The sequence below is a fragment of the Vibrio sp. V31_P5A7T61 genome (assembly GCF_009904895.1).
Taxonomy (GTDB): domain Bacteria; phylum Pseudomonadota; class Gammaproteobacteria; order Enterobacterales; family Vibrionaceae; genus Vibrio; species Vibrio metschnikovii.
The window spans coordinates 23737-49212 of the sequence record NZ_WXWI01000025.1; the positions used below are offsets into that span (position 1 = coordinate 23737).

The 25476-nt window shown below is 43.5% G+C and carries 21 protein-coding genes; 11 read left to right on the top strand and 10 right to left on the bottom strand.

Annotated features, from left to right (window positions below; translation table 11 throughout):
- Positions 1–191 precede the first annotated feature (191 nt).
- The 4 genes from CAG58_RS05060 to arsJ all read left to right on the top strand — a co-directional run bounded on the left by CAG58_RS05060 (position 192) and on the right by arsJ (position 3388).
- On the top strand, positions 192–533 hold the full coding sequence (locus CAG58_RS05060; protein WP_161425230.1) for a metalloregulator ArsR/SmtB family transcription factor: 342 nt from the start codon (positions 192–194) through the stop codon (positions 531–533).
- 68 nt (positions 534–601) lie between these two features.
- The gene (locus tag CAG58_RS05065; RefSeq protein WP_158138584.1) at positions 602–1603 is read left to right on the top strand and encodes an ArsJ-associated glyceraldehyde-3-phosphate dehydrogenase; all 1002 of its coding nucleotides are present in this window, start codon (positions 602–604) and stop codon (positions 1601–1603) included.
- Positions 1604–1613: 10 nt separating this feature from the next.
- Positions 1614–2108 (top strand): cyclin-dependent kinase inhibitor 3 family protein, encoded by a 495-nt coding sequence (locus tag CAG58_RS05070; RefSeq protein ID WP_161425231.1) that lies wholly within the window; start codon positions 1614–1616, stop codon positions 2106–2108.
- Between the two features lie 53 nt (positions 2109–2161).
- Complete coding sequence (gene arsJ / locus CAG58_RS05075) at positions 2162–3388, top strand: organoarsenical effux MFS transporter ArsJ (RefSeq protein WP_161429853.1); 1227 nt, start codon at positions 2162–2164, stop codon at positions 3386–3388.
- 138 nt (positions 3389–3526) lie between these two features.
- Here arsJ and CAG58_RS05080 read toward each other — a convergent pair whose 3' ends face one another.
- Positions 3527–4423 carry a 1-aminocyclopropane-1-carboxylate deaminase/D-cysteine desulfhydrase gene (locus CAG58_RS05080; RefSeq protein WP_161425601.1) on the bottom strand — a complete coding sequence of 299 codons (897 nt, stop codon included), beginning with the start codon at positions 4421–4423 and terminating at the stop codon, positions 3527–3529.
- A gap of 506 nt (positions 4424–4929) precedes the next feature.
- On the opposite strand from CAG58_RS05080, the gene CAG58_RS05085 reads away from it, so the two are divergent.
- The 3 genes from CAG58_RS05085 (at position 4930) to fabV (ending at position 9351) form a co-directional block, all read left to right on the top strand.
- The gene (locus CAG58_RS05085) at positions 4930–5556 is read left to right on the top strand and encodes a TetR/AcrR family transcriptional regulator (protein ID WP_004395030.1); all 627 of its coding nucleotides are present in this window, start codon (positions 4930–4932) and stop codon (positions 5554–5556) included.
- Between the two features lie 61 nt (positions 5557–5617).
- Positions 5618–7900 (top strand): acyl-CoA dehydrogenase, encoded by a 2283-nt coding sequence (locus CAG58_RS05090; RefSeq protein WP_158143761.1) that lies wholly within the window; start codon positions 5618–5620, stop codon positions 7898–7900.
- Between the two features lie 248 nt (positions 7901–8148).
- Positions 8149–9351 (top strand): enoyl-ACP reductase FabV, encoded by a 1203-nt coding sequence (gene fabV, locus CAG58_RS05095; protein ID WP_161425482.1) that lies wholly within the window; start codon positions 8149–8151, stop codon positions 9349–9351.
- A 110-nt stretch (positions 9352–9461) separates the two neighbouring features.
- Here fabV and CAG58_RS05100 read toward each other — a convergent pair whose 3' ends face one another.
- Both CAG58_RS05100 and CAG58_RS05105 read right to left on the bottom strand, forming a co-directional pair.
- Positions 9462–11144: an aspartate:alanine antiporter gene (locus CAG58_RS05100; protein ID WP_004395033.1), complete on the bottom strand. Its 1683-nt coding sequence runs from the start codon at positions 11142–11144 to the stop codon at positions 9462–9464.
- A gap of 179 nt (positions 11145–11323) precedes the next feature.
- Positions 11324–11590 (bottom strand): GrxA family glutaredoxin, encoded by a 267-nt coding sequence (locus tag CAG58_RS05105; protein ID WP_004395034.1) that lies wholly within the window; start codon positions 11588–11590, stop codon positions 11324–11326.
- A 267-nt stretch (positions 11591–11857) separates the two neighbouring features.
- Between CAG58_RS05105 and CAG58_RS05110 the strand changes: the two genes are divergently transcribed.
- Complete coding sequence (locus CAG58_RS05110; RefSeq protein WP_161425483.1) at positions 11858–13111, top strand: iron-containing alcohol dehydrogenase; 1254 nt, start codon at positions 11858–11860, stop codon at positions 13109–13111.
- An 81-nt stretch (positions 13112–13192) separates the two neighbouring features.
- Here the strand turns inward: CAG58_RS05110 and CAG58_RS05115 are convergent, their stop codons facing one another.
- The 4 genes from CAG58_RS05115 to CAG58_RS05130 form a co-directional block, all read right to left on the bottom strand.
- Positions 13193–14047 carry a MurR/RpiR family transcriptional regulator gene (locus tag CAG58_RS05115; protein WP_004395036.1) on the bottom strand — a complete coding sequence of 285 codons (855 nt, stop codon included), beginning with the start codon at positions 14045–14047 and terminating at the stop codon, positions 13193–13195.
- 338 nt (positions 14048–14385) lie between these two features.
- Positions 14386–16038: a pyridoxal-dependent aspartate 1-decarboxylase PanP gene (panP, locus tag CAG58_RS05120; RefSeq protein WP_161429852.1), complete on the bottom strand. Its 1653-nt coding sequence runs from the start codon at positions 16036–16038 to the stop codon at positions 14386–14388.
- 203 nt (positions 16039–16241) lie between these two features.
- The gene (locus CAG58_RS05125) at positions 16242–17147 is read right to left on the bottom strand and encodes a lysine exporter LysO family protein (RefSeq protein WP_161426150.1); all 906 of its coding nucleotides are present in this window, start codon (positions 17145–17147) and stop codon (positions 16242–16244) included.
- 53 nt (positions 17148–17200) lie between these two features.
- A complete protein-coding gene (locus CAG58_RS05130; protein WP_161426149.1) occupies positions 17201–18121 on the bottom strand; it encodes an HDOD domain-containing protein in 921 nt (306 codons plus the stop codon).
- A 352-nt stretch (positions 18122–18473) separates the two neighbouring features.
- Between CAG58_RS05130 and CAG58_RS05135 the strand changes: the two genes are divergently transcribed.
- Entirely contained in the window at positions 18474–19061 is a 588-nt protein-coding gene (locus CAG58_RS05135) for a TfoX/Sxy family DNA transformation protein (RefSeq protein ID WP_154167867.1), read from the top strand.
- A gap of 137 nt (positions 19062–19198) precedes the next feature.
- Here the strand turns inward: CAG58_RS05135 and CAG58_RS05140 are convergent, their stop codons facing one another.
- The 3 genes from CAG58_RS05140 to CAG58_RS05150 form a co-directional block, all read right to left on the bottom strand.
- Positions 19199–19747 (bottom strand): hypothetical protein, encoded by a 549-nt coding sequence (locus CAG58_RS05140; protein ID WP_158138576.1) that lies wholly within the window; start codon positions 19745–19747, stop codon positions 19199–19201.
- A 312-nt stretch (positions 19748–20059) separates the two neighbouring features.
- Entirely contained in the window at positions 20060–20557 is a 498-nt protein-coding gene (locus tag CAG58_RS05145) for a response regulator (protein WP_154167871.1), read from the bottom strand.
- A 10-nt stretch (positions 20558–20567) separates the two neighbouring features.
- Positions 20568–22502 carry an ATP-binding protein gene (locus CAG58_RS05150; RefSeq protein WP_161426500.1) on the bottom strand — a complete coding sequence of 645 codons (1935 nt, stop codon included), beginning with the start codon at positions 22500–22502 and terminating at the stop codon, positions 20568–20570.
- Between the two features lie 185 nt (positions 22503–22687).
- Here CAG58_RS05150 and CAG58_RS05155 point away from each other — a divergent pair, with 185 nt between their 5' ends.
- Both CAG58_RS05155 and serC read left to right on the top strand, forming a co-directional pair.
- Positions 22688–23950 (top strand): DUF945 family protein, encoded by a 1263-nt coding sequence (locus CAG58_RS05155; protein WP_154167875.1) that lies wholly within the window; start codon positions 22688–22690, stop codon positions 23948–23950.
- Between the two features lie 238 nt (positions 23951–24188).
- Complete coding sequence (gene serC / locus CAG58_RS05160; protein WP_161426501.1) at positions 24189–25283, top strand: 3-phosphoserine/phosphohydroxythreonine transaminase; 1095 nt, start codon at positions 24189–24191, stop codon at positions 25281–25283.
- Positions 25284–25476 lie beyond the last annotated feature (193 nt).

Consider the following 25476-nt stretch of genomic DNA (forward strand, 5'->3'; position numbering starts at 1 on the left):
AGCGGTGGGGGTGTGGCATAACCCGGTTTCTCGGTCAGTCAGCGCAGATTAGCACTGGAGGATGACGCTCTGATGACATCAACAAGATGATCTTTTTGAATATGAAAATTTCATGACAACGGCTGGATTACCATTGACAGCGATTAGAACGAAGTTAAGATATTCACATATCCATATAAGGAAATAGACTTATGCTACCTCATCAATTTTTTAAACTGTTGGCTGATGAAACCCGAGTGCGTTGTTTATTAATGATCGCTCGTGAACAGAACCTCTGCGTTGCGGAGTTAACCGCGGCATTAGAAGAGAGCCAACCCAAAATATCGCGCCATCTTGCTTTATTAAGGGCGAGTGGCGTTGTCGTCGATGCCCGTCAAGGTCAGTGGGTATTTTATCACTTATCTGATCAGCTACCTGGCTGGATGAGAAAACAGATCCAAGGCTTAGTCGACTCTCAGTGTTTACGAACTGAATATCAGCTTGATATTGCGCGATTGGCGGCGATGAAATCTCGGCCAACATGTTGTGCTTAATTATTCCGTGTGACTTGAAGGGCTTTCAAGTCACACGGATGAACGGATCATTATTAAGGAAATAAATCATGACGATTAAAGTAGGAATTAACGGATTTGGCCGAATTGGCCGCTTGGCATTGCGCGCGGCTTATGATTGGCCAGAGCTGGAATTTGTGCAGATCAATGATGTAGCTGGCGATGCGGCAACGTTGGCACACTTATTGGAGTTTGACTCTGTGCAAGGTCGTTGGCATCACCCTGTCTTGGCAGATGGCGACAGCATCATGATTGGTCAACATAAGATTCAAACCTCTCAACAAAAAGCCATTGATGCCGTAGATTGGTCAGGTTGTGATGTGGTGATTGAAGCGACGGGTAAACATCGTAAAACGGAGTTACTTAATCTGTATCTTGCTCAAGGTGTTAAGCGAGTCGTCGTTTCCGCTCCAGTAAAAGAGCCGGGTGTAGCGAACATTGTCGTCGGTGTTAACGATCATATTTTTAACCCAGATCAACACCGAATTGTTACGGCGGCATCGTGCACGACCAACTGCATTGCACCGATTGTTAAAGTGATCCATGAAAAATTAGGCATCGAGCAATCCTCATTTACGACCATTCACGATTTAACCAATACGCAAACCATTTTAGATGCGCCGCATAAAGATCTGCGCCGTGCTCGTGCGTGTGGGATGAGCCTCATCCCAACAACGACCGGCTCAGCAACCGCGATTGTCGAAATATTCCCTGATCTGAAAGACAAAATTAATGGTCATGCGGTACGAGTACCACTAGCTAATGCGTCACTGACCGATATTATTTTTGATGTTAAACGTGATACCACCGCTGATGAGGTTAATGCTTTGCTTAAAGCGGCATCAGAGAATGAACTGCAAGGTATTTTAGGCTTTGAAACACGTCCATTGGTATCGATTGACTATAAAGGCGATCAGCGTTCAACGATTGTTGATGCGCTATCAACCATGGTGGTGGGTAAACGTATGGTGAAAATTTACGCTTGGTACGATAACGAAATGGGCTACGCAACGCGTACCGCTGAACTGGTGCGTAACGTTGGCTCAGTATAAGGAAAAGACAATGACACATCCAACTTGGGAACTGCCGATTACCGATCAAGCCGGACTGATCCTCACGCCTTGTCCGGGCACAAAACAAACAGCGCTGACCGAAAGTATCGCACAATTAAAGGCGCAAGGGGTCACGGTTGTGGTGACCGCGCTGAGCCAACAAGAGATGCAAGAACATGGCGTTGGCCAATTGCCAGAAGAGGTAGAGAAAGCCGGGCTACTTTGGTTGCATGCACCAATCGCTGATGATTGTGCACCGGATGAAGCGTTCCATGTTCGCTGGCAACACATTGCACCTTTAGTGCATAAAGCTTTAAGTCTTGGTGATAAAGTGGCGTTGCACTGTATGGGGGGCTCGGGTCGTACGGGATTATTAGCCGCTCATGTTTTGCTTGAGAAGGGCTGGCCACTGGAAACGATCATTGCCAAGGTGCAGGCTTTGCGTCCAGGTGCTTTCACTAAAGCGGATCAGGTCGATTATATTCATCAGTTTGTCGGTCAATAACCCCTAGTAAGAGCTGCATTGATGCAGCTCTTTTTCAAAAAGAGTGATCATCCATGTTGTCCCAATTCAATCATAATGTTCGTCAATATATGCTGGTGACGTTCAATTACTGGAATTTTACCATTACCGATGGCGCATTGCGCATGTTGGTGGTGCTGTATTTTTATGATTTAGGTTATTCGACGTTAGCGATCGCTTCGTTATTTTTGTTCTATGAATTTTTTGGCGTGGTGACTAACTTAATTGGTGGCTGGCTTGGTGCAAGGCTTGGCTTAAATCGCACCATGAATATTGGATTAGGGATGCAAATCGTCGCTTTATTAATGTTAGCCGTACCTGCCGCGTGGTTGACGATCCCGTTAGTGATGGCAGCACAAGCGCTCTCTGGTATTGCCAAAGATCTCAATAAAATGAGCGCAAAAAGTGCCATTAAAACGTTGCTGCCAGATGATGCACAAGGGGCGTTATATAAATGGATAGCTATTCTGACTGGATCAAAAAATGCGTTGAAAGGAGCCGGTTTTTTCCTTGGTGGTGTCTTGCTCTCGCTGATCGGTTTTCAATATGCAGTGCTGGCGATGGCTGGCGTATTATTGGTCGTCTTTGTTGGCAGCCTCGTTAGTCTACAAGCCGATATTGGCAAAGCCAAAAATAAACCCAAATTTTCAGAAATTTTTTCCAAATCACGTAGCGTGAATATTTTATCGGCGGCGCGGATGTTCTTATTCGGAGCCCGTGATGTCTGGTTTGTGATCGCTTTACCGATTTATCTTGGTAGTGTATTTGGCTGGGATCACAGTGCCGTGGGCGGATTTTTAGCCTTGTGGGTCATTGGCTACGGTGTTATCCAAGGGTTTGCGCCGAAAATCACCGGTAGTGCTTCTGGTCAAGTGCCGGATGGACGTTCCGCCATGGGGTGGGCCGCCTTATTGGCTTTAGTGACCGGAGTGATTGCTTACAGTATTCAGGTCCAATGGCATCCGCAAATGGTGATCATCGGTGGATTATTACTTTTTGGTGCGATTTTCGCGGTTAACTCATCCTTGCATTCTTATTTAATTGTCAGCTATGCCAAGGGAGATGGCGTGTCATTGGATGTTGGTTTTTACTACATGGCCAATGCGATGGGGCGCTTGATTGGCACCATTTTATCTGGTTGGGTATTTCAAGAGTGGGGATTCGCCGCGTGCTTATGGGTTTCTTTTGCTTTCTTATTACTGACCACCTTAATTTCGATCGGGTTACCAAAAGTCAAACCACAGGATAGATTAGCGACCTAAATTGACGGGCATGAGCTTGTCCGTTGAGGCTGCAGTTAGATGGGTAACCGTTGGTATGCTACCCCATCAAACTGCAGCTTCTACTTTTTTGCTTTCACAGTATCTCTGTCGGCGGCAGACGTTTTCTCGTTCTATCCTTTATTCCCCACACAAACGCTGATAACGAGGCAACATACTTTCATTGCCTAACAACCCGCCTTGGTGAATATAGATAAATGAACATGGTTGCTGACTAGGTAGCCAATCAAGTAAACAGCGCCACATCAATGGGTCGTACAGCAAATCAAACTCAACATGAGTTTGCTCATAGAGCTGCTGCCAAATTTGATAATCCTCGCGATATAAATGGCCAAAGTGATGTTTACGCGAAGGTTCGATAATCGTTGGATAAAGGGTATCTGCGAGTTGTTGCCACTGTTGGCGTAAATAGTCCGCACCACCGACACAAGGGCAAGTAATCACTTGGATATCATGAGGTTGCAGTGCCTTTTGTAGGTAGAGCGAGGTTGCTCCGGTGCCTGACGGCAAAGCGATAATCCAGTGCTGTTTTGGCTGCTGTTGAATCCATTCGAGTAATTCAAGAGCTAACTGTTTGACGCCATATTCTGCTAAAGGTGATCGACCACCTTCTTCAATAAATAGACAATCTTGATCCGGTTTACGTTGTTGAACGATGTAATCATAGGGATGTGAGATAGCTTGATCTTCAGTGCTGATAACTTGCGCACCCAGTTCGAGCGCGGCCCGATAGTTACCGATTGGCCGTTGTTGGAGCCACTTAGGGATTCGATGAACATAATATTCTAATTTCCAACCACGAATCGCTGCGAGTCCTGCCAGTGAATACAAAGAATTGGCTTGCACGGATCCATAGCTAATTAAAGTGGTGATCGCCGGAGCTTCCAATTCGAGTAGACCAAGAAATTTACGCGCTTTATTGCCGCAAAATTGTGGATGCAATTTATCATCACGTTTTAAATAGAAATCGACACCTTGAAAGCGATGCTGGGTGATTGGGCTATGAGAGAGCTTCATGAATTCATGGGGTATTAACAAGTCAGCAGAGCATTATACGCTTTCTTAGCCATTAGCGGTATGAGGTGCAAAAAAAAGCCCAGAACAAAATGAACTGGGCGGATACAAACATAGGAGTTAATAAGGAAAAAGCAGCATTTACCTTGCCACTTGAAGCATCGACGGGATTCGCTCAACCTTCAAGTCGTATCGGTATCGTGTAGTTGCCAGTGACCAAGAAAGTTCGACGGCCGTAAAACTCTGAATGCTCTACCAACTACACTAAGTCAGACTGGATGAATAACAAAGAGTTCCCAAATAATAGAAAAATGATCAAAAAAAATGATTATTTTCCTTTGTTCTTGCTCGAGAACCTGAAATGCAGAGAAGTTATGTTGATTTATCACGGATTTTATATGGCGCTGACCATCTGGTCGGACCATGTTTAAAAAGTGTGATGTTAATTGCTTGTTAATCTCGTGTTTCAAAGGTATATTTCAAACAGTTGTTTGATACGGATGATTGAAATGGCCCCTAAGAGCAGTACCAAAGAAAAAATACTCGATGTAGCAGAAGGGCTATTTGCTGAGCATGGTTTTAATGATACCTCTCTTCGTACCATTACTAGTAAAGCTAACGTCAATCTGGCGTCGGTGAATTATCACTTTGGTGATAAAAAAACGCTGGTACGAGCGGTACTAAATCGTTACTTAGAAGCATTTATGCCAGCTGTTAAACAGTCATTGATGGCGTTGAATGAGCAAGAAAGTTACAGCATGGAAGAAGTCTTTGAATCGTTACGTGGTCCCTTAAAAGCGTTGAGTCAAATACGCCCAAGCGGAACCAGTCGTTTCATGCTGTTGATTGGCCGAGGTTATACCGATGTACAAGGTCATTTACGTTGGTTTATCACCACTCGTTATGACGACGTTCTCAGCTTATTTACTCAGTCAGTGATGAAGGCAAACCCCAATTTAACTCGCGAGACGCTGTTTTGGCGGCTGCATTTTACCCTTGGGACCTGTGTTTTTACCATGGCATCCAGCCAAGCTTTAGCGCAAATTGCTGAAAATGATTTTGCGGCTAAAGTTGACGCTAACTCCATGATTGACCAGATTATTCCTTATTTAGCTGCTGGAGTGGCGGCCAAATAATTGAACCAAACGAAACTATAATAAGTATAAATCTTAACCAGTGAACAAAAGGATCGGAATTATGAGCTCTCTAAGAAGAAAATGGATTAGTGACCCCGCTTTCAAACTCTTTAAGCAAGTGTTGCCTCCGCTGTCTGCAACCGAAAAAGAAGCCATGGAAGCCGGAAGTGTATGGTGGGATGGGGAGTTGTTCTCTGGTAAGCCTAACTTTACAACGCTACATCATTATCCTAAGCCAACTCTCACGGCGGAAGAGCAATCATTCATGGATAATGAGCTTGAAACGCTACTCGGTATGATTGATGACCATAAAATCATCAAACACGATCGTGACCTACCCAAAGAGGTATGGGATTATCTGCGTAAAGAGCGCTTCTTCTCATTAATTATTTCTAAAGAATATGGTGGCCGTGAATTCTCGGCATTGGCCAATTCAACTATCGTATCGCGTATTGCGACGCGCAGTATCAGTGCTGCCGTTACCGTCATGGTGCCTAACTCTCTAGGCCCTGGTGAACTGCTTTCTCATTATGGTACTCAAGAGCAGAAAGATTATTGGTTGCCACGTTTAGCTGATGGTACGGATATTCCTTGTTTTGCATTAACGGGCCCAGAAGCAGGCTCCGATGCCGGCGGCATTCCTGATCAAGGTATCGTGTGCTACGGCAAGCATGAAGGTAAAGAAGTCCTAGGTATTCGTTTAACGTGGAACAAACGTTATATTACGCTCGCCCCAGTTGCTACCGTTCTTGGTTTAGCGTTTAAACTGAACGATCCGGATGGGCTGCTCGGTGATAAAAAAGAGCTCGGTATTACTTGTGCCTTAATTCCAGCCAACCATACCGGTGTGGAAATTGGTGAGCGTCATGATCCGCTCGGTTTAGCGTTTATGAACGGACCAACTCGTGGTAATGATGTCTTTATTCCGATGGAATGGCTGATTGGTGGCGTGGACTATGCTGGTAAAGGCTGGCGTATGCTGGTTGAATGTCTTTCTGCTGGGCGGGGTATTTCTTTACCGGCTCTCGGTACGGCGATTGGTCACCTCACTTCTCGTACTACGGGAGCTTATGCTTATGTTCGTAAGCAGTTTGGTATGTCGATCGGTAAGTTTGAAGGCGTTGCAGAAGCGCTCGGTCGAATTGGTGGTTTGACTTACCTACTCGAAGCGACACGCACCTTGACAACAACCTCTCTCGATATGAAAGAGCGTCCAGGGATCATTACCGCGATTGCTAAATACCATATGACAGAAATGGCGCGAACTATCTTAAATGATTCCATGGATATTCATTCAGGGCGTGCAATTCAAGATGGACCTATGAATTATCTATCGACCCATTACCTCGGTGTTCCCGTTGCGATTACGGTGGAAGGGGCCAATATCCTGACCCGTAACCTGATGATCTTTGGTCAAGGTGCGACGCGTTGTCACCCCTATGTTCTTAAAGAGATGGAAGCGGCTGCTAACCCAGATAGCGAACAAGCCGCGAAAGATTTTGATAAGTTATTGTTTAAACACATTGGTCATGCAGTCAAAAATACCTTTGGTGCTTTTGGTGCTGCTCTGACGGGTTCACGATTCATCAAAGCGGAGATGAGTGGACCGACCCAAGGGTATTATAAAGAAATGACTCGTTTAAGCCGTGCCTTAGCGGTTAGCGCCGACTTTGCCATGTTGACTCTGGGTGGTGAGTTGAAACGTAAAGAGATGATATCTGCGCGTTTGGGGGATGCACTGAGCTTCCTTTATATGGGGTCAGCGGTTCTAAAGCGTTACGAAGATGAAGGCCGTCAACAAGCGGATCTCGATTACGTGCACTACGCGATGCAACACTGTTTACATCATGCTGCGAAAGCCCTGAGTGATACTTATCGTAATTATCCGATTAAAGCGGTCGGTGGATTATTAAAAGGATTGATATTCCCACTAGGTAATCACTACCAAGCGCCTAGCGATACACTTACCGTCAAGATTGCCGAAAGTTTAATGACGCCGGGAGCGCATCGTGATCGCTTAACCCATTTGTGTTACATCGGCAAAGATGAAGATGATAGCGTCGGCTTAATGGAAAAAGCTTTCCTTGCTATGTATAGCGTTAAAGGATTAGAGCGACAAATGAATAAAGCGGTGAAAGAAGGTAAAGTGGCTCGTAAAGGACCTTTGACTGAGCGTCTTGCTCAAGCGAAAGCGGCTGGTGTCTTGACTGAAAATGAAGTTGAAGCGATTTTAGCCGCAGACAAACTGCGTTCGAAAGCGATTCAAGTGGACCATTTCAGCCACGACTTAAGCGAAGTGCGCACTCACAACGTTAATCCACCAAAACTGAATAATGTGGCATAACTCATCCTATTCAATTTGCTAATGTCTTAAGGCCTCTTTTGAGGCCTTATTTTTTTGCTGTTAGTGGTACAGTAGCGCTGATTTTTTGCGATTGGTCTTGTCTTGCGTGTTTAAGATAGGATGATCCTGAACCATTTAGGTTAAGAACAGCTCCAACCACTCAGTAAAAAAGTGCTTTTGGGCAGAAATAAGATGCGAAGTGGCGCTGAAACTTTTATCCTAACCGAGATTTTTGAAGGAAGTTGAATATGATCATCAAACCTAAAATTCGTGGATTCATTTGCACAACCACTCATCCAGTGGGCTGTGAAGCGAACGTAAAAGAACAAATTGCTTATACTAAAGCACAAGGCTCGATTAAGAATGCACCCAAACGTGTGCTGGTCGTTGGCTCCTCTAGTGGCTACGGCTTATCTTCACGTATTGCTGCCGCCTTTGCTGGTGGTGCTGCAACGATTGGCGTCTTTTTTGAAAAACCGGGTACGGAAAAGAAAACCGGAACCGCTGGGTTTTACAATGCGGCCGCGTTTAATAAGTTAGCTCACCAAGAAGGTTTATATGCCAAGAGCCTCAATGGTGACGCCTTTTCTGATCAAGCTAAGCAAAAAGCCATTGAGTTGATCAAACAAGACCTAGGTCAAATTGATTTAGTGGTTTATTCATTGGCCTCTCCGGTACGTAAGATGCCAGATAGCGGTGAAGTGGTTCGCTCGGCCCTGAAACCAATCGGTGAAACCTACACCGCTACTGCGGTTGATACCAATAAAGACATCATTATCGAAGCCAGCGTTGAACCTGCCACTGAACAAGAAATCAACGACACCATCACCGTGATGGGCGGTCAAGATTGGGAGTTGTGGATGCAAGCGCTTGATGATGCGGGCGTTTTAGCGGACGGTTGTAAAACCGTCGCTTATAGCTACATCGGTACTGAGCTGACTTGGCCAATTTATTGGGATGGTGCATTGGGTCGTGCGAAGATGGATTTAGATCGCGCAGCGCAAGCATTAAATGAAAAATTAGCCGCTAAGCAAGGTAGCGCTAATGTGGCCGTGTTAAAGTCGGTTGTCACTCAAGCCAGCTCGGCGATTCCTGTTATGCCGTTATACATCGCAATGGTCTTTAAGAAAATGCGTGAAGAAGGCATCCACGAAGGGTGTATGGAGCAAATCTATCGTTTGTTCAGCCAGCGTTTGTATAAAAACGATGGTTCAGCACCAGAAACGGACGATCATAACCGTCTGCGTCTCGATGATTGGGAGTTGCGTGAAGACATTCAGCAGCACTGCCGTGAGTTATGGCCGCAAATCACGACTGAAAACCTAAAGACGTTAACAGACTATGAGCTTTATAAAGAAGAGTTCCTTAAGCTGTTTGGCTTTGGTGTTGAGGGTGTTGATTACGATGCCGATGTCAGTCCAGAAGTTGAGTTTGATGTGATCGATATCTAATCGATATCCGTTCTGATAGTAAAGATAGTAAAGATAGTAAAAAAGGCGCTTTATGCGCCTTTTTTGTTTAGCTTTTATTCCTTTCGACGATACCCATTGATTGAACCGTTTTAGCTGAGAATGATCAAAATGGTACCAGCAAGCGTCATCAAAATATTGGCAATCGCGTAAGTGCCTGCATAGCCAAGCGCTGGAATGGTCGATTTGGCATAATCATTGACGATATCCATCGCCGGTGCGCAGGTACGAGCGCCAATGATCGCTCCAAAAAGTAAAGCACGATTCATTTTTAATAGGTAGGCTCCGACCAGATAAGCAAAGACCACGGGGACAACACTCACGATAAACGCTAAGCCAATCACTTGCGGACCAACTTCGGTTAAGTGTTCAAACATCCGTCCACCAGCGCTTAAGCCGATACCCACCATAAATATCATCAGTCCTAGATCTTTGACCATGTTTAATGCACCTTGCGGGACATAACCAAAGGTTGGATGGTTGGCTCGTAAAAAACCAAGCGAGATACCGGACAAAAGCAGGCCGACGGCATTGCCTAGGCTAAAGGAGACTTGGCCAAAGGTCATGGTAATTAAGCCAAAGAGAATCCCTAAAATGAAAAAGCTACAAAAAGCCATGAGATCGGCCATCTGACTATGAATGGAGATAAAGCCGATTCGTTCGGCTAGCCCTTTAACGCGACTTTTTTCTCCACTGACCTGAAGTACATCGCCTTTCGCCAGCACAATATCGAGATCCATCGGCATTTCAATTTGTGCGCGCACCACGCGGTTCAAGAAACAGCCATATTCCGAGAGGTTTAAATCAGACAATCTTTTTCCGGCAATACTGTCACTTTTGACGACAATTTCTTCTTCAGTGATCCGTAGGTCAAGTAAGTTTCTATCAAACACTTCTTTACCATTACGAAAGCTCGGATCAAGGCGCGCATGACTGTCAGGAAAACCGACTAAGGCAATTTCATCGCCTTCTTGCAAAATGGCATCACCATCAGGGTGGGCAAGAATACCATTACGACGAATACGCTCGATATAGCATCCAGTTTGACGATAGATACCAAGCTCTCGTAAATTTCTGCCATCAATCCAATTGGTTAGCTCAGGGCCAACCCGATAAGCACGAATGATCGGCAAATAGACCTTACGTTGTCCGCTGCCGCCAATTCCCCGTTCTTGAGCAATTTGTTGCGCTGAATCAGAGAGATTTTGTTTTTGTAATTTAGGCAGTAACTTTGCAAACATGATCATACTGATCAGGCCAATCAGATACGCCATCGCATAGCCGACCGAGACATTTTCTAAAATCAAGGTCAGATCCATATTACGAGGAATATTGGCTAGCCCAGAGTTTAGGGCATCCTGTGCGCCAACCAACACTGGAGTCGACGTTAACGCTCCGGCCATCATCCCCGCGGCTAAGCCGTAATCGAGATTAAAAAAATGGCTGGCGGAATAGGTTAAACTGGTGGCAGTGACTAACACCACTAAACTTAAAATTAAGTAGTGTTTACCATCACGAAAGAAGATACCAAAGAAGTTTGGTCCCGCTTCAATCCCCACACAATAAATAAACAACATGAAACCAATCGTTAATGCTTCGGCATTAAACGAGAAGCCCAGATGCCCCATCACTAAAGACGTGATCAACACACCGATGGAGTTGCCTAATTGCAAACTGCCAAAGCGAATTTTGCCAAAGGCCAAGCCAATGGCGAGGACAACGAAGATCAATAAGATGGGATTTTGTTCTAACAACAGTACGACGTCGATATTCACAATTTAGCTCAATGTTGGCATGCAAGGGGAGGATGATTAAATTGTGACGATTGTATCGTAAATAGGCAAAAAGATAAGTGAAATTTTTCAGGGCAAGGTCATTTTTTAATAAATAATCCATTAAAAAACCCGCTAAACATCAGCGGGTTGACTAAGATTAGAAATGGTGTGTCGAAAGCTTATTCGTCAAATAGACCTAAATGCTCTTTTGCATAGGCTTCAAATTCAGTGCAGCCGCCAATATGCTCTTGATCAATAAAAATTTGTGGCACCGTTTCAACCGGTTTACCCACGGTTTTTTCTAGATCGGCTTTAGTAATACCTTCTTCATGAATATCAACATAACGGTAGTTGAAGTCATCACGTTTCGCTTTTAAGGTTTCTGCGTGCTCTTTTGCACGGACACAATATGGGCAAGCCGGGCGGCCAAAAATCACTACGAACATCACTTTCTCCTCTGTTTCGTTTGCGCCACTATGCCCGATTCGAATTAGGAAATAAAGTGTCATTTACCAGTTGTTTTAATAGGTAAAATTGATTGGATAATTTATGCCCAAGTTAAATAAAGCAGCGATAGTCATGCCATCTATTGTGATGTCGTGCATAGTCTGAGATGAAGTTTGAGTTATTTAGCAACAGGTTGCACTGAGTCAAAAAATTTTTCTACAAAGGAAAGCACACTGAATGCTATCAAAGTGATTGGGGGAGGGCACATGTTTCAGTTTATGACATCGAATCGAATTGTATTCGGTGCGGGTGCACTGCAACACTCGCTATCGCTGATTAATCAATACGGTTACAGCGTTCTATTGGTCTCAGGTAAAAACGTGCAACGCGCTCAAATGATCAGTGATTACTTGCAACAGCAAAAGATGCCGTATCAACATGTCGCGATCTATGGCGAGCCCAATATTACTATGGTAGAAGAAGCGGCAATTGTCGGACGACGTTTTCGACCACAAGTCGTGATTGCTATCGGTGGTGGTAGCGTTTTAGATATGGGCAAAGCTTTAGCGGCGATTATTCCTAATCAAGGAAATGTGTATGATTATGTTGAAGTTGTTGGTCGTAATGTGCCACTCAAAGCAAAGCCTCTGCCGTTTATTGCGATTCCAACCACCGCCAGTACCGGCTCTGAAGTCACGAAAAATGCAGTGTTAAAATCTGGACAAGATAAAGTCAAAGTGAGTTTACGTAGCCCAGAGATGCTGGCAGTCATGGCGATTATCGATCCGAGTTTAACCTATGGCACCGATCGTTATACGTCTGGTCGTGGTGCAATGAAGGCTTTTACTCATCTCATGGAGGCTTACGTTTGTGGTGATCCCAATCCTTTAACGGATATGATCTGTGAAGAGGGATTACGCCGTTTATCACGTTCAACGCTTGCTGCGTGTTGTCTAGATGATAAACCTGCTCGTGAGGATTTATCTTTTGCTGCGATGTTGGGCGGGATGGCAATCACTAACGCTAAGCTAGGTGCTGCGTATGGATTGGCCTCTGCGTTGGGAGGTAAGCTCGACGCGCCACACAGCGTGATCACCGCTCGTCTTGCCCCTTACGTTATGAGAGAGAATATTCATGCGGCGAAAAAGGCTCAGCGAGCGGATGTTTTACAGCGTTATTACCGAATCGCTCAATTATTAACGAAGCGTAAAAATGTCAATATTGATGACAGTATTCTTTGGGTACAAATGATGCTCGACAAATTACCACTACCGACGTTGAGTCAATTTGGCGTGTGTTCCACTTCTTTCGAGCAAGTTGCGACGGATGCTCTGCGCTCACAAGCGATCAAAGGCAACCCACTACCATTAACTCATGAGAGGTTAGTGTATATTTTACGTCAAGTTTGTTCATGTTCTAAATCAGAAACGCAGAATATTATCTCGCCTTTGGTTACCGAGAAAAGATTGCAGTGGATTTATAATTCTCGCCTTGTCGAAGGAAGTGAACAAGGAAGCTAAAAAGTAGAAAGAGAATGGAGCTATTCATCTTATGACCATGAATAGCTCCATTCTCTTTTTAGGTTGGGGGAGAGAAAAGAATTAAAACTGCGATAATTTATCGTAGCGAGAGTCTTTTAACACGTCTTTGACGCGTTTGAGGTTTTCTCTAAAACCAGAACCTCGGCGTAAAGTAAAACCGGTCGCCAACACATCTATCACCGTCATCTGCACAACTCGACTCGCCATCGGCATGTAAACATCAGTATCTTCAGGGACATCAAGACAAATCGATAAAGAACTCGCTTTATCTAATGGCGAGTCTTTTGCGGTAATTGCAATAACCGTTGCGCCATTTTCTCGTGCAAGATTAGCAATTTCGACTTGGCTTTTTGTCCGTCCTGTATGAGAAATAAGGACGATCACATCATTATCAGTACAGTTAATACAGCTCATCCGCTGCATAACAATATCTTCAAAACAAGAGATTGGAATATTAAAACGAATGAATTTGTTTTGTGCATCACGCGCAACGGAGGATGAAGCGCCTAAACCAAAAAACGAAATGCGCTTCGCTTGCGTTAATAGGTCAACGGCTCGGTTAATTTGCATTGGGTCGAGACTATTTTTGGCCACATCCAAACACGCCATGGTCGATTCAAAGATCTTATGGGTATACGCATCAGGTCCATCGTCTTCTTCCACATTGCGATTCACGTAAGGCGTACCATTTGCCAAACTTTGCGCTAAGTGTAACTTGAAATCAGGGAAACCTTTGGTATCGAGTCGACGACAAAAGCGATTCACCGTTGGTTCACTAACATCGGCCATTTTGGCCAGCGTCGCAATACTGGAATGGATCGCGGTTTGCGGGGAAGCCATGATCACTTCAGCTACCTTACGTTCCGATTTGCTGAAATTTTCTAGATTTTTTTGTATTTTTTCTAATGTATTCATAGTGTTCACGCGGGCCTAGAGAACAACTCATTGGGATTTTTAGGTGTCTTGTCATCATAAAAATGAATTATTTCGACAAGGGACACATTTACCAACGCCATGACGCGAGTATAAACCCAAGCGGTCATAAATCATAAAGTAAACACACTATCAAATAGTGAGAATATGACAAGCCTCAAACTAAATTTCATGAAAACTACACTTTTAATTGGCGAAAAGAGCTAAAAGCGTCGTTTATCGATGGATTATGATGGGCGAGTTACAATAAAAAGAAAGAAATTTTCATTTATTTCTTTCTTTTTATTCGTCGTTATTGTTTTGCAAATTTGCCCGAGTTTTTAAGCCTGTGAGCTAATAATGCTTTGACTCGACTGATTTATCTGGGCAAGTAATTGAGTGGCTGTTTGGGCTATGTCCCTTTGCTCTTGCAAGACCGAGTGTAAAATTGACCTAGTCGTGAGCGGGTTCGCCAATACGACACGAAAGACTAAGGTATCTAAACCTTGCCAACGTGCCGGATTGAGTTGTGTGCGAGAAACAAACGATTTACCTGTTTCACGCTGTTTCTTCTGAATGTATTTAGTTAATTCATTCAGCAAATGATTCAGTGCGATTCTCTCTTTTTCATCAGCGATTGTCAGTGCTTTTATCGCGTTATCAGGAGCATAACGATAAGTGAGCAGGCAAAGCTCAGGTTCTGAAACGAGTTCAAAATCTGTTTGTGATTGAATCAGATCAGCAAAATAACGCGCTTTCTCAATACTTTGATCAATTAATAGTTGATAACCTGCACGACTAATAATATGCATGCTCGCATAGACAAGCATCGCCATCCCAGAACGAGATCCTTCTAAGGTATGACTGCCTAAATCTTTAGAACCTTTGCGTAAAATATATTGCGCATGATGTTCTATCGCATTCATTGCATGAGGGTCTTTAAATAACACCATTCCGGCACCCATTGGAATATACATTTGCTTATGGGCATCAATGGTTACAGAATCGGCCAGTTCAATACCATCCAATAAGTGGCGATAGGTACTCGACATTAAGGTGGCACCACCCCAAGCGGCATCGACATGAAAATGACATTGCTCTTTTTGGCAAATTTCACCGATGGCTCTTAGTGGGTCGACATTTCCCGTTTCAGTTGTACCTGCAACACCGACAACGGCAAAGGGATGAATATTTTGTGATTTGAGTTGGTTAATCTTCAACTGCAGATCATCGGGACAAAGACGATTATTATTATCAGTACGAACAGTGACTAAGCCTTGTTGGCCAATGCCCAAAATATCAGCAGCTTTTTTTAGTGAATAGTGGCCGCGCTCAGAGACTAAAATCGCTAATCCTTGATAACCATAGTGGAGCATGGCTTTGAATAAGCCTTCTTTTTCTACGCCACCAAAACCCTCTCTCGCTTGCAGTGCATTATTACGTGCGACCCAGAGCGCGGTAATGTTAGCAATGGTGCCCCCTGAACAAAATGCGCCAAGAGAATGGGCGGCACTGTGCATCCATTGTTGGTAAAACTCGTCTTGTTGAGCATAGATAAGACGGTGCAACATGCCTAATACTTGACGTTCAAGTGGCGTAAACGCTTTCGAGGTTTCAATTTTTACTAAGTTTTGATTCAAAGCAATCATGATTTTTGACAGCGGCATTAAAAAATAAGGCAATGCTGAAGTCATATGGCCAATGAAACTGGGCGATGCCGTATGCACCGATTGAGCCACTAACGTATCCATTAAATGTTGAGTATGCTCTGAGACAAACTCTGGCGCTTCAGGAATGTGCGGATTGGAAAAGTCTTTTTCTATCTCTTTAAGCGGCTTTTCTTCTGCCACAATATGCTCACGTAAGAATTGGTTTAAATTACGTGACAATTCTTCTTCAATACGAGTCAGGGTTGAATCTGGTCCTTCTGGTACGGTGAATATACGTAAAAGGCTCTCAAAGCTTGCATCCGCTATTTTATGTTCTGATACCATAGTTATATCGTTATTGTTGAGACTGGTTAATGTCAGCTAGGCAATCTAAACCAAAACAAAAAACTTGTCCTGCAGTAATTTATATAGCCTTGGCGGTTCGTTCTTTGTTCGATTGGCGCGCTTTACTCAGTCACTTAATTGGGTTACGCATATTGATGAAATGTTGATGCATTGTAAAGTGCGCTATAACGGTTTCTTGAGCGTTAACCTGCAAGAGAGACAAATAACAACATTAAAAACGGCACTAACAGACTCAAGATAAAGCCACTGACAATCGCAATGGGAACACAGCGTACTCCCCCTGTCGTCTGGATCACTGGCAGGGTGAAATCCATGGCGGTTGCTCCGGCGTAGCCAATAGAAGTGCAGGGCTTACGACCAATAAACATCGGTATTAAGGCCAGTGCCACTAACTCACGCATCAGCTCAATCAAAAAAGAAGCGCCACCATAGACTGGGCCAAAAGCATCGCCCATCAGAATTCCAGACAATGAGTACCAGCCAAACCCAGAGGCCATGGCTAATGCTCGATAGATTGGGATATCGAGAATGAAGGCCGCTAGGATCCCACCTATCCAGCAGGTAATAATGACGACAGAGGCGATGATCATGCCATGCTTATTCAATAAGATCTGTTTCAATGTTAAGCCACTGTTTCTTAATTGAACGCCAATAAAAAACAGTAAAATAAATAAAATCCATTCACTGGCACTTTCTACCCAAGATAAATCAAAACCAAGAATCAAGCCAAGCAGCAGACCTGCGCCCACGACAAAAATCAGCTTAATTGATTCTAACGCCATGCTTGATAAGGGTAATTTGGTTTGTGTCGCTTGGCTATCAATGGGAAACCATTTATCAATCCAGGGAAGAGCTAACAAGTTACAGCACCCCATCGCAAGAAAAAACACACCTGCAATACGCAAAATTGCTTGTAGATTAGCGCTTAAATTATCTAATGCAGCGAGGCTAAGCCCCATCAGGAAAAGGATGACATAAACCAGAGAAACCGTTGCTTTGTTGAGTAAGGTTAATTTTGCTGGCTGAGAAATAGAAAAAAGATACCCGATAACGAGTGGGGCAAAAATAAATAGCATCCCTAAAAACATAGATTCCTCAATAGGTAACCCCAGCTCGTATTGACGATGATTGGGGAAGGGGGTCAAAAACCACTGGCGTTAATCACGCCATGTAACTGAGAACGAAATTCAACGTCCGTCATGTTACTTAAATGGTAAAGCACTTCCGCACCCGTGGTGTTAATTTCCACTTCATGCTCGTCTAAAGCGTCATCTTGTTTACGAAATAATAACAGATGATTTGCGATGCGAGCGATATCAAGATAACTGACTTCTTGGCGATGCTCAATGAATGGTTGGTTACTCGCCACTTCGAGAAAATCGTTATCAAATCCCCAATGTTTTAAAACTAGCTGACTGGTTGCCGAACAGTTCGATTGGAAAATCTGCAGCGCAATGTCTTGATCAAGGTAGTGTCCATTTTCCAAGTAAAGATGGTACTCATTCACTAAGCAAAACAGACCGATATCGGCCAATAGACCAACCAACAAAGCTTTCTCTTGTTCTAAATGTTGATAGTGCTGCGGTTCTAAACGCTTAAACCATTGAGTAACTAGAACCATACTGGCACCAAATTCACGTGATATGGCTGCACTATTGGTCAGGACTTTATTGCACGCGGTACTTAGATTAATCGAATACTTGAGTTGCTCAATAGCTTGAGCGGTGACAATATCACGTACGCGTATAATACCTAAGCGGGAAACCGCGGTGCTTAAGTCCAGACAGGTAATATTTCGGCGATTAAAAACCACCGAGTTTGCGACTCGAATAACCACCGCTGCGAGGCTTGGATCGTCGGTTAGACAGGCGGCCACATCAGCGATCGTGGTGGATTCGATACTGCATAATTGTTGAATTTTCAACACCACATCCGGGATAGGGGGAAGCGCAATCTTGCCTGTACTGATTGAAAATTTAACCAGTTGAGCAAACTCACTTTCCAATCCTTGGATAAGGAGGTGTTTATTTTCGGGAAGCCAGTAAAAAGATAAATGGTTCATCGTATCCGGTCAAAAGCGGGAAGACGCCCCATTTTACCGATTGCTAATAAAGAGATGCAACCATTAAACAGGTCTTAATGGTTTTATCGTGTAATATAAAGCATTAAATGAATAACGACTGATATGCAACATTAAGTTTTTGTGAAGTCAGTAGCTTTTTAACACGCTTTTCAAGTGATGGATGTGAGTTAAGTCCAGACTTATTTTATGGAATTAACTATCATGTACATAAATCAATACGCAGGCACGTAGTCAAAATAAGCTTGCGATGTATACCTAATTTATTCGCTATAACTTGCTGCTATCTGGTGATCTTTGTGACTCGGGGACGACGATTAAAGGATCTATCAAGATGAGTGAGACAACATTTTTTGATTATGTAATTAAGTTTGGGGACTACCAAAAACGCTCAATGTTCGGTGGTATTGGCTTATTTCAACAAGAAGCCATGTACGCATTGTTAACTGAGGGGGCGATTTTCCTTCGTGGTAGTGAAGAACTCGATGAATTATTAATCCAGTTAGGCTGTGAAAAATTCCGTCATGTGAAAAAGCAGACCACAGCAACGGTTAATTACTATGATATTACGCAACTTTTCGAGCAAGGTTATCCACAATTAGACGATATTATTCAACGTTCTATCTTTTATTCTATTTCGCAACGTAGTTTTCAAAAATCGCAGGCGAGCCGTCGGTTAAGAGACTTGCCTAATATGCAATTGACTCTTGAGCGAATGGTAAAAAAAGCCGGCGTCAGCGATGTGGAAACTTTTGTAAAACTTGGCGCTCCTGCTGTATTTAGTAAGGTTCGCAAAATTTATGGCAGTGATGTTGATGTTAAGCTGCTGTGGAAGTTTGCTGGAGCGATTGAAGGTGTGCATTGGAAGCTACTCCAAGAGCCACAAAAACGTCAGTTATTAGAATATTGCCAAGCTCGTTGAGCAATAATAAACAAGCCGAGGTCAGAGACGTCGGCTTGTTTTATGAAACGCACAGAGTACTTAAACTGAGTGGTATATCCAAACTACTTGAAGTTGCAGCCAACACCGCTGCTTCTTCAAGTAAGAAGGGTATAAAATTAGTATTTAAATCGAGCCGTAAGCATCAGTTGATCACCATACGCATCATTGAAGCGGGCTTCTGCGCCGAGTGAGAATAATTCCGTTGAGTGGAAACGAGCGTAAACAGAACCTATCCAATCGTCGCGATCATCAATAGAGACATAACCTGCTTTTCCACCGACTTCAAGTTGTGGCCCTAACCACTGACGAACACCTAAATTCAGTTCCATTCCTGAATCTGCACTGCCGTAGCTTTTCTTATCTTGTAAACGGAATAACATTTCTCCCGTTAAATCTGCCCAATTATTAATCGGTGCGTGAAAGCCAAAACCTGCGGCGAGATCGTAATCACTTTCAAACTCAGAATCGATACGGGCAATCATATGAGCATTAGGATGAATCGATTTACTGATTGCTGCACCGAAGGTAGCAGGGCTAGCGCCGAAACGAGCTTCGATATATTCGTAGTTAAAATTACTCATCACAGTTGGACTGTTTGGATCCGTTTGAGCCAAAGCGTGTGCCGACGTTAGAAGTAAAGCGGTTGCCATGATTGTTTTGCGCATAGTCACAATAAACCTATCTGTTTATGATTAATTCCATAGTATACCCAAGCGACATTAAGATGCAGTATTGAAAACGTTGCAACTGATTTCAAATCCAATGCATACGGCTTATAGAACGGGCGGCTTGAGTACACACTAAATCAATTACTATTTCGAGTGTGATAACATCATAATTGATTGATAGAGACGAACTCTACCAAAAAATGTCAAGATTGGGTTACCTTGATAAAAAAATAGCTAAATCAATATGATATTGTTTAGAATGCGACCATCTTTTTATCTGTTAAGCTCGATATTGTTCACGTTTAAAGATCATTCACCATAACTGGAGCGGTTTGCAGCCAGTGCGTTTAGAATTAACTCAGTATCAAGAATTGGCATCCAAGCCATTAAATCAGGCTCGTTTTCGATCACGTAATGAGTTAACTGCTCTTTCACGGTATGACGTAATTGCTCTGCTTGCCAAGGTTTCGTGATAAAAAAATGCAAGCTCGAGTGATTAATTGCTTCGACGGTATCGTCTAATCCAGCTTGCCCGGTTAACAATACCTTACGTGTTGGCTGAGTCGCTTCAGATTGGTTAAGTTCGATAAGAAAATGAATGCCGGTTTCTTGAGGCATAATGTGGTCACACAAAATAAGTGCCAGCGGGATTGCTTGCTGCTGGTAATCGGTAATGACTTCTTTGGCTTCTGCGACAGACTCCGCGGCTTCAAGAATAAAATGTTCTTCGAAGACGCTCAGATCTTGCATAACGCTATTCAGTACTTCACGTTCATCATCGACACATAAAATCATCAGTTTTTGCATTTATTTCTCCCTAAATAGGTTCTCGGTTGACGGGTAACCAAACCTGCATCGTAGTGTATTGACCAACTTCACTGTCTACGTTGATCCATCCTTGGTGTTGACGAACAATTTGTTGGCAAACAGATAAACCAATCCCTAACCCAAAATCGCCTTCTCGTTTGGTGGTATAATTAAGCGTAAAAATCTCGTCTTGTCGCTCTTTAGGAATGCCACAACCATTATCGGTAAAACTGATCACCGCATAAGCGTGATTACCTTGTTGGCGTAGCTCACTGGTAATGATTAATACGCCATGCTCTGGAAACGCTTCAACCGCATTAGAGATAAGGTTAGTCCAAACTTGTTGCAGGGCAATAGGGAGACAAGAGATAGCGGGGAGTTTGGCATAATGCTTTTCAACCTGGTGTCTTTTGAGGCGATTTTCGAAAATAACTAAAGTGTCCTCTAGTCCTTCATGGATATCGACAGTATGAAACGTTTCGTCATCTGCGCGCGCATACCCTTTGAGACTTTTGACCATATCGGCAATTCGCTGCGCACAAACCTGAATCGAACGAAGATTACTCCCTGCTAAGAAATACACTTCTAATTGTTCAATGTCGAGCAATGCTTGTTGTGGTTGAGACTGAGCTAAATTGAGTAGATGTTGGTCGTGCTCTAGGCCGAGTTTGACGATTTTTTTTGCTAATAGCGGATGATGAATTTGTTCGGCGATTTGCTTGGCTTTTGCCCGCTCTTCAGCCGTGGACATAGGTTTAGATTGTAAGGCTTGGGCCAGTAGTTGTGCGCCAGTATGTTCCAAAGAGTGGGGTGGAGCATGACCGACGAGATGAGCAATATGAGTTCGTAGAGTATCACTGCCACGTAGAATCGCCGCAACAGGATTGTTTAATTCATGAGCGACGCCGGCAACCAACTGACCCAGCATGGCCATTTTTTCACTTTCCATCAGTTGCTTATGCGCTGACTCGAGCGAGTCGAGCGTTTTTTGTAATTGTAATTTGGTATTAATGCTGCGCTGTAGCCGTCGATTAAAATGACGCAGTAATAAGTTAGTAAATAGGGGCAGTAAACTGGTATCGCTATGCATCACTTTAGCAAAGATATCGCGATCTAATTTAATGACATCAGTACGAGTTAACGTTAACGCGGTCGAGAAAGAGGGCTCTCCGGTTACAAAAGACATCCCTCCGACGATATTGCCCTTATTGTGGCGCACGACTTCTCTTTGTTGGCCGAGCTCATCTCGTTTATACAGCGCCACTTCACCTGAGGTAATAAACCATAAGAAATGATTGTCTTCACCTTCAACGGTGAGTAAGTGCTCCGCAGAGTAAGTTCGACAGGCTCGCGTTTCATCATTACCGTCAAAAAACTCATACAAGGCACCAATAACTTGCTCCGCGAGTTGTTGATCGGACATGCGGTGATAATCGCTGATAAAACCTTCACGATAGACACGCATTTTCTGATCAATATGCGCGCGTAAAATTCGGGTTTGATCTAATAAGGTGCTGTAAGTAAGAATATTGTCTTTATCATTATCAAGAACATACGTGGTTAACTCTTGGAGAACCGTCTTACATAACACGTTATCTTGTAACGGTTTGGTTAAACAATAATCTAAACGTCCTTCATTGACCGCGTTTAAAATGGCTTGAATATCTTGACCGCTGCTGATCAATATTTTGCGAGCGTGTTTCGTCTCAGGGCTTTTATCTAATTGAACTAAAAATTCGGCGCCATTAAAGCCTTCATGATGACTGGCAATCACTAACGCGGCAGTTTGTTGGTTTTCTTGGATGAACTCGAGTGCCTGCTGAGCCTCTACAATAGAATCAGCGGTATAGAGATCAAACTTGGCGGAAAAAATACTTAATTCATGACGCCATTGTTCAATACTAATGGGATTATTATCTAAGCACAGCAGAGCATATCGGTTCACAGCGGTCCCTATCATTACTTTTTAGCTAGACTACTGTAACAAGCTTTGCGAAAAAGATTTGAGAGCTGAGTTTAAGAATCTTAACCTCGTCAGTATTTGAGTTCGCTTATGGTAATGATGCACCACTTGAGCTCGATCAATCATCTGCGTTACACTGCTTGAAATAATAAGCAATCGAGTCATTTATGCAAAATATCAAACGAATAGGGGCTATCGGTGGTGCGGTAGTTTTAGTCTTGTGTTGGCCTTTAGCGGTTGGGCAAATAGGTCAGAAAGCGATTACTCACGGTTTAGAAAATTTAACGAATGAACAAATAAGCGCAGAGCTAATTCATTATGACCGTGGCTATCTTTCTTCTCACGTATCAGCTCGATTTACGGTGCTCGATGAGCGAGTTCGGCAACAGTTGATCAGCGAAGGTTTACCAACACAGTGGATAGTGGACAGCGATATTCAACATCAATTATTCAGCCTATCGGCGCAATCAAGACTGCCAGAATACCCCGAATTACCATTAACCATGACGACCGTTACCCAATTAAATGGCAATACGGATTATCATATTCAGCTAGATAGCTGGCATTACCAGCCGTTGGACAATGAAGCCTTAGGGATATCGTTAACGCCGGCTCAGCTTACTGGCACAGTCACTACCTTAGGGGAAGTGACTTATGATCTAACTTTGCCTTCGGTAATGGTTGATTTTATCGATGGTCAAAAAATGCAACTGTCTAAACTTGAAGCCAAAGGTCATGGCAAACAAGAAAATGGCTTTTGGCTGGGTAAGCAAGCGTTGTCGATTGGTGAACTTGAGATTAACGACAGTGACCATCAATCCCTTTTGCTTGTTCGTCAGGGCAGTTATGAATTCACTTCATCGATGGATGCCCATAAAAAACGTTTTACTAGTCAACATAAATTGACGGTTGATCAAGTGGTTAGCGATGAAGGTGAAGTGCATGATGCCACGTTTGACTTCACGTTAGCGGATGTTGATAGTCAAGCTTTTGAGCAATTATCCGCGTTATATCAAACCTACTCAACCATGCCTGCACAGGCTTTAAATCAAGCACTACCATTGATCGAAACACTATTTTCTCAAGGTTTTAGTCTGAGTCTAAATCAACTCGCTGTTAAAGTGGGTGACGGTGATTTTTCGGCCAATTGGATGCTGACGATTCCTGAAGGTACAAATGATATTTTGCAAGACCCCAGCGTGATTTTACCAGCTTTAACCGGTCATCTTGATAATTTTGTCTCTCAACAATTTGCCCAAGATTATCCTTTTATTCAACAAGGAATGGATGAACTGGTGATGATGGAGATGGCTACACAAGATGAACAAGGGTATCGAATTCACGCGCAAATTAATCAAGGCAATGTCTCATTTGATAATGGTAAACAAGTACCTCTGATCAGTTTGATCATGCCCTTATTGATGCGTTAATAAAGAGGGTCTCGATTTTTAATTAAGCCGCCTCTTTAGGGGGCGGTTCTGAAAGCAATGCGGATAAGTTGATGGAAAAATAATTAACCGCCGATCTTCAGTCAGTTCAAGCTGTTTCTTCTTATAAAAAAGTGGTATACCGAAAACACTCAGCATGGACTCTTTCAGAGAGAGATGGTGAGTACAGTTACATTTTTGACATCATTTCCCCATTTTCGATAGCAGGAGCAAGCAATACATGGAGCCGAATACGGACACTATTTATAATTTTAGTGCGGGTCCCGCCGCCTTACCTAAAGCCGTCATGGATAAAGCGCAAGCTGAGTTAGTGAACTGGAATGGTCTTGGCGTCTCGGTGATGGAAATTAGCCACCGTAGTAAGCCCTTTATTCAAGTGGCGCAGCAGGCTGAACAAGATTTACGTGATTTGCTCAACGTTCCTGATAATTACAAGGTGCTTTTCTGTCATGGCGGTGCTCGGGCTCAATTCGCGGCGGTCCCCCTAAACTTATTGGGTAAGGCGAATACCGCTACCTATATTGACGCCGGATACTGGGCAGCGAGTGCCGTCAAAGAAGCCCAAAAATATTGTCGTGTCGATGTCTTTGACGCCAAAATCAATAAGCAAGGCAAAACGGCGGTACGGCCAGCCAGTGAATGGGCGATTGATCCAGACTCGGCTTACGTGCATTTCTGTTCTAATGAAACGATTGATGGTATTGAAATTAATGATTTACCGATCACCGATAAACCGATTGTGGCCGATATGTCCTCGACGATTTTATCACGTGAGATCGATGTCTCTCGTTATGGGGTGATTTATGCTGGCGCGCAGAAGAACATTGGGCCTGCTGGGATCTGCATTGTGATTGTGCGTGATGATTTACTCGGTTTAGCGAATGAGGTATTACCGAGTATTCTTAACTATCAATTGTTGGCCGAACAAGAATCGATGTTTAATACACCGCCGACCTTTGCATGGTATCTGTCAGGGTTAGTATTTCAATGGCTCAAACAGCAAGGTGGTGTTCAAGCGATAGAGAAGATTAACCGAGCGAAGGGAGCCTTGCTGTACGACTACATTGACTCGTCAGATTTTTATCGTAACACCATTCATCCAGATAATCGTTCATTAATGAATGTGCCTTTCCAATTAGCCAAACCTGAGTTAGATGAGACCTTTTTATCGTTGGCCGAAACTCGAGGCTTAGTTTCGCTAAAAGGCCATCGAGTGTCTGGTGGAATGCGCGCATCGATTTACAACGCAATGCCATTAGAGGGGGTGCAAGCTCTGGTCGATTTTATGCAAGAGTTTGCTGAGCAATACGCTTAACTCGCTTTATTTCTCTCGATCAAACCGCAGTCAGGAGTGTCGTATCCTGACTGCGGTTTTTTATTCTTGATAAATTTGATAATAATCGATGTTTTGTTCAGCACAATGGCAGATCTTGGTTCATACTTAGTGCATAAAAAAATGGAGTTGGTTTGGTGTAAATGGCTTAGCAAACCTTAGTGAGTTGGAGTGA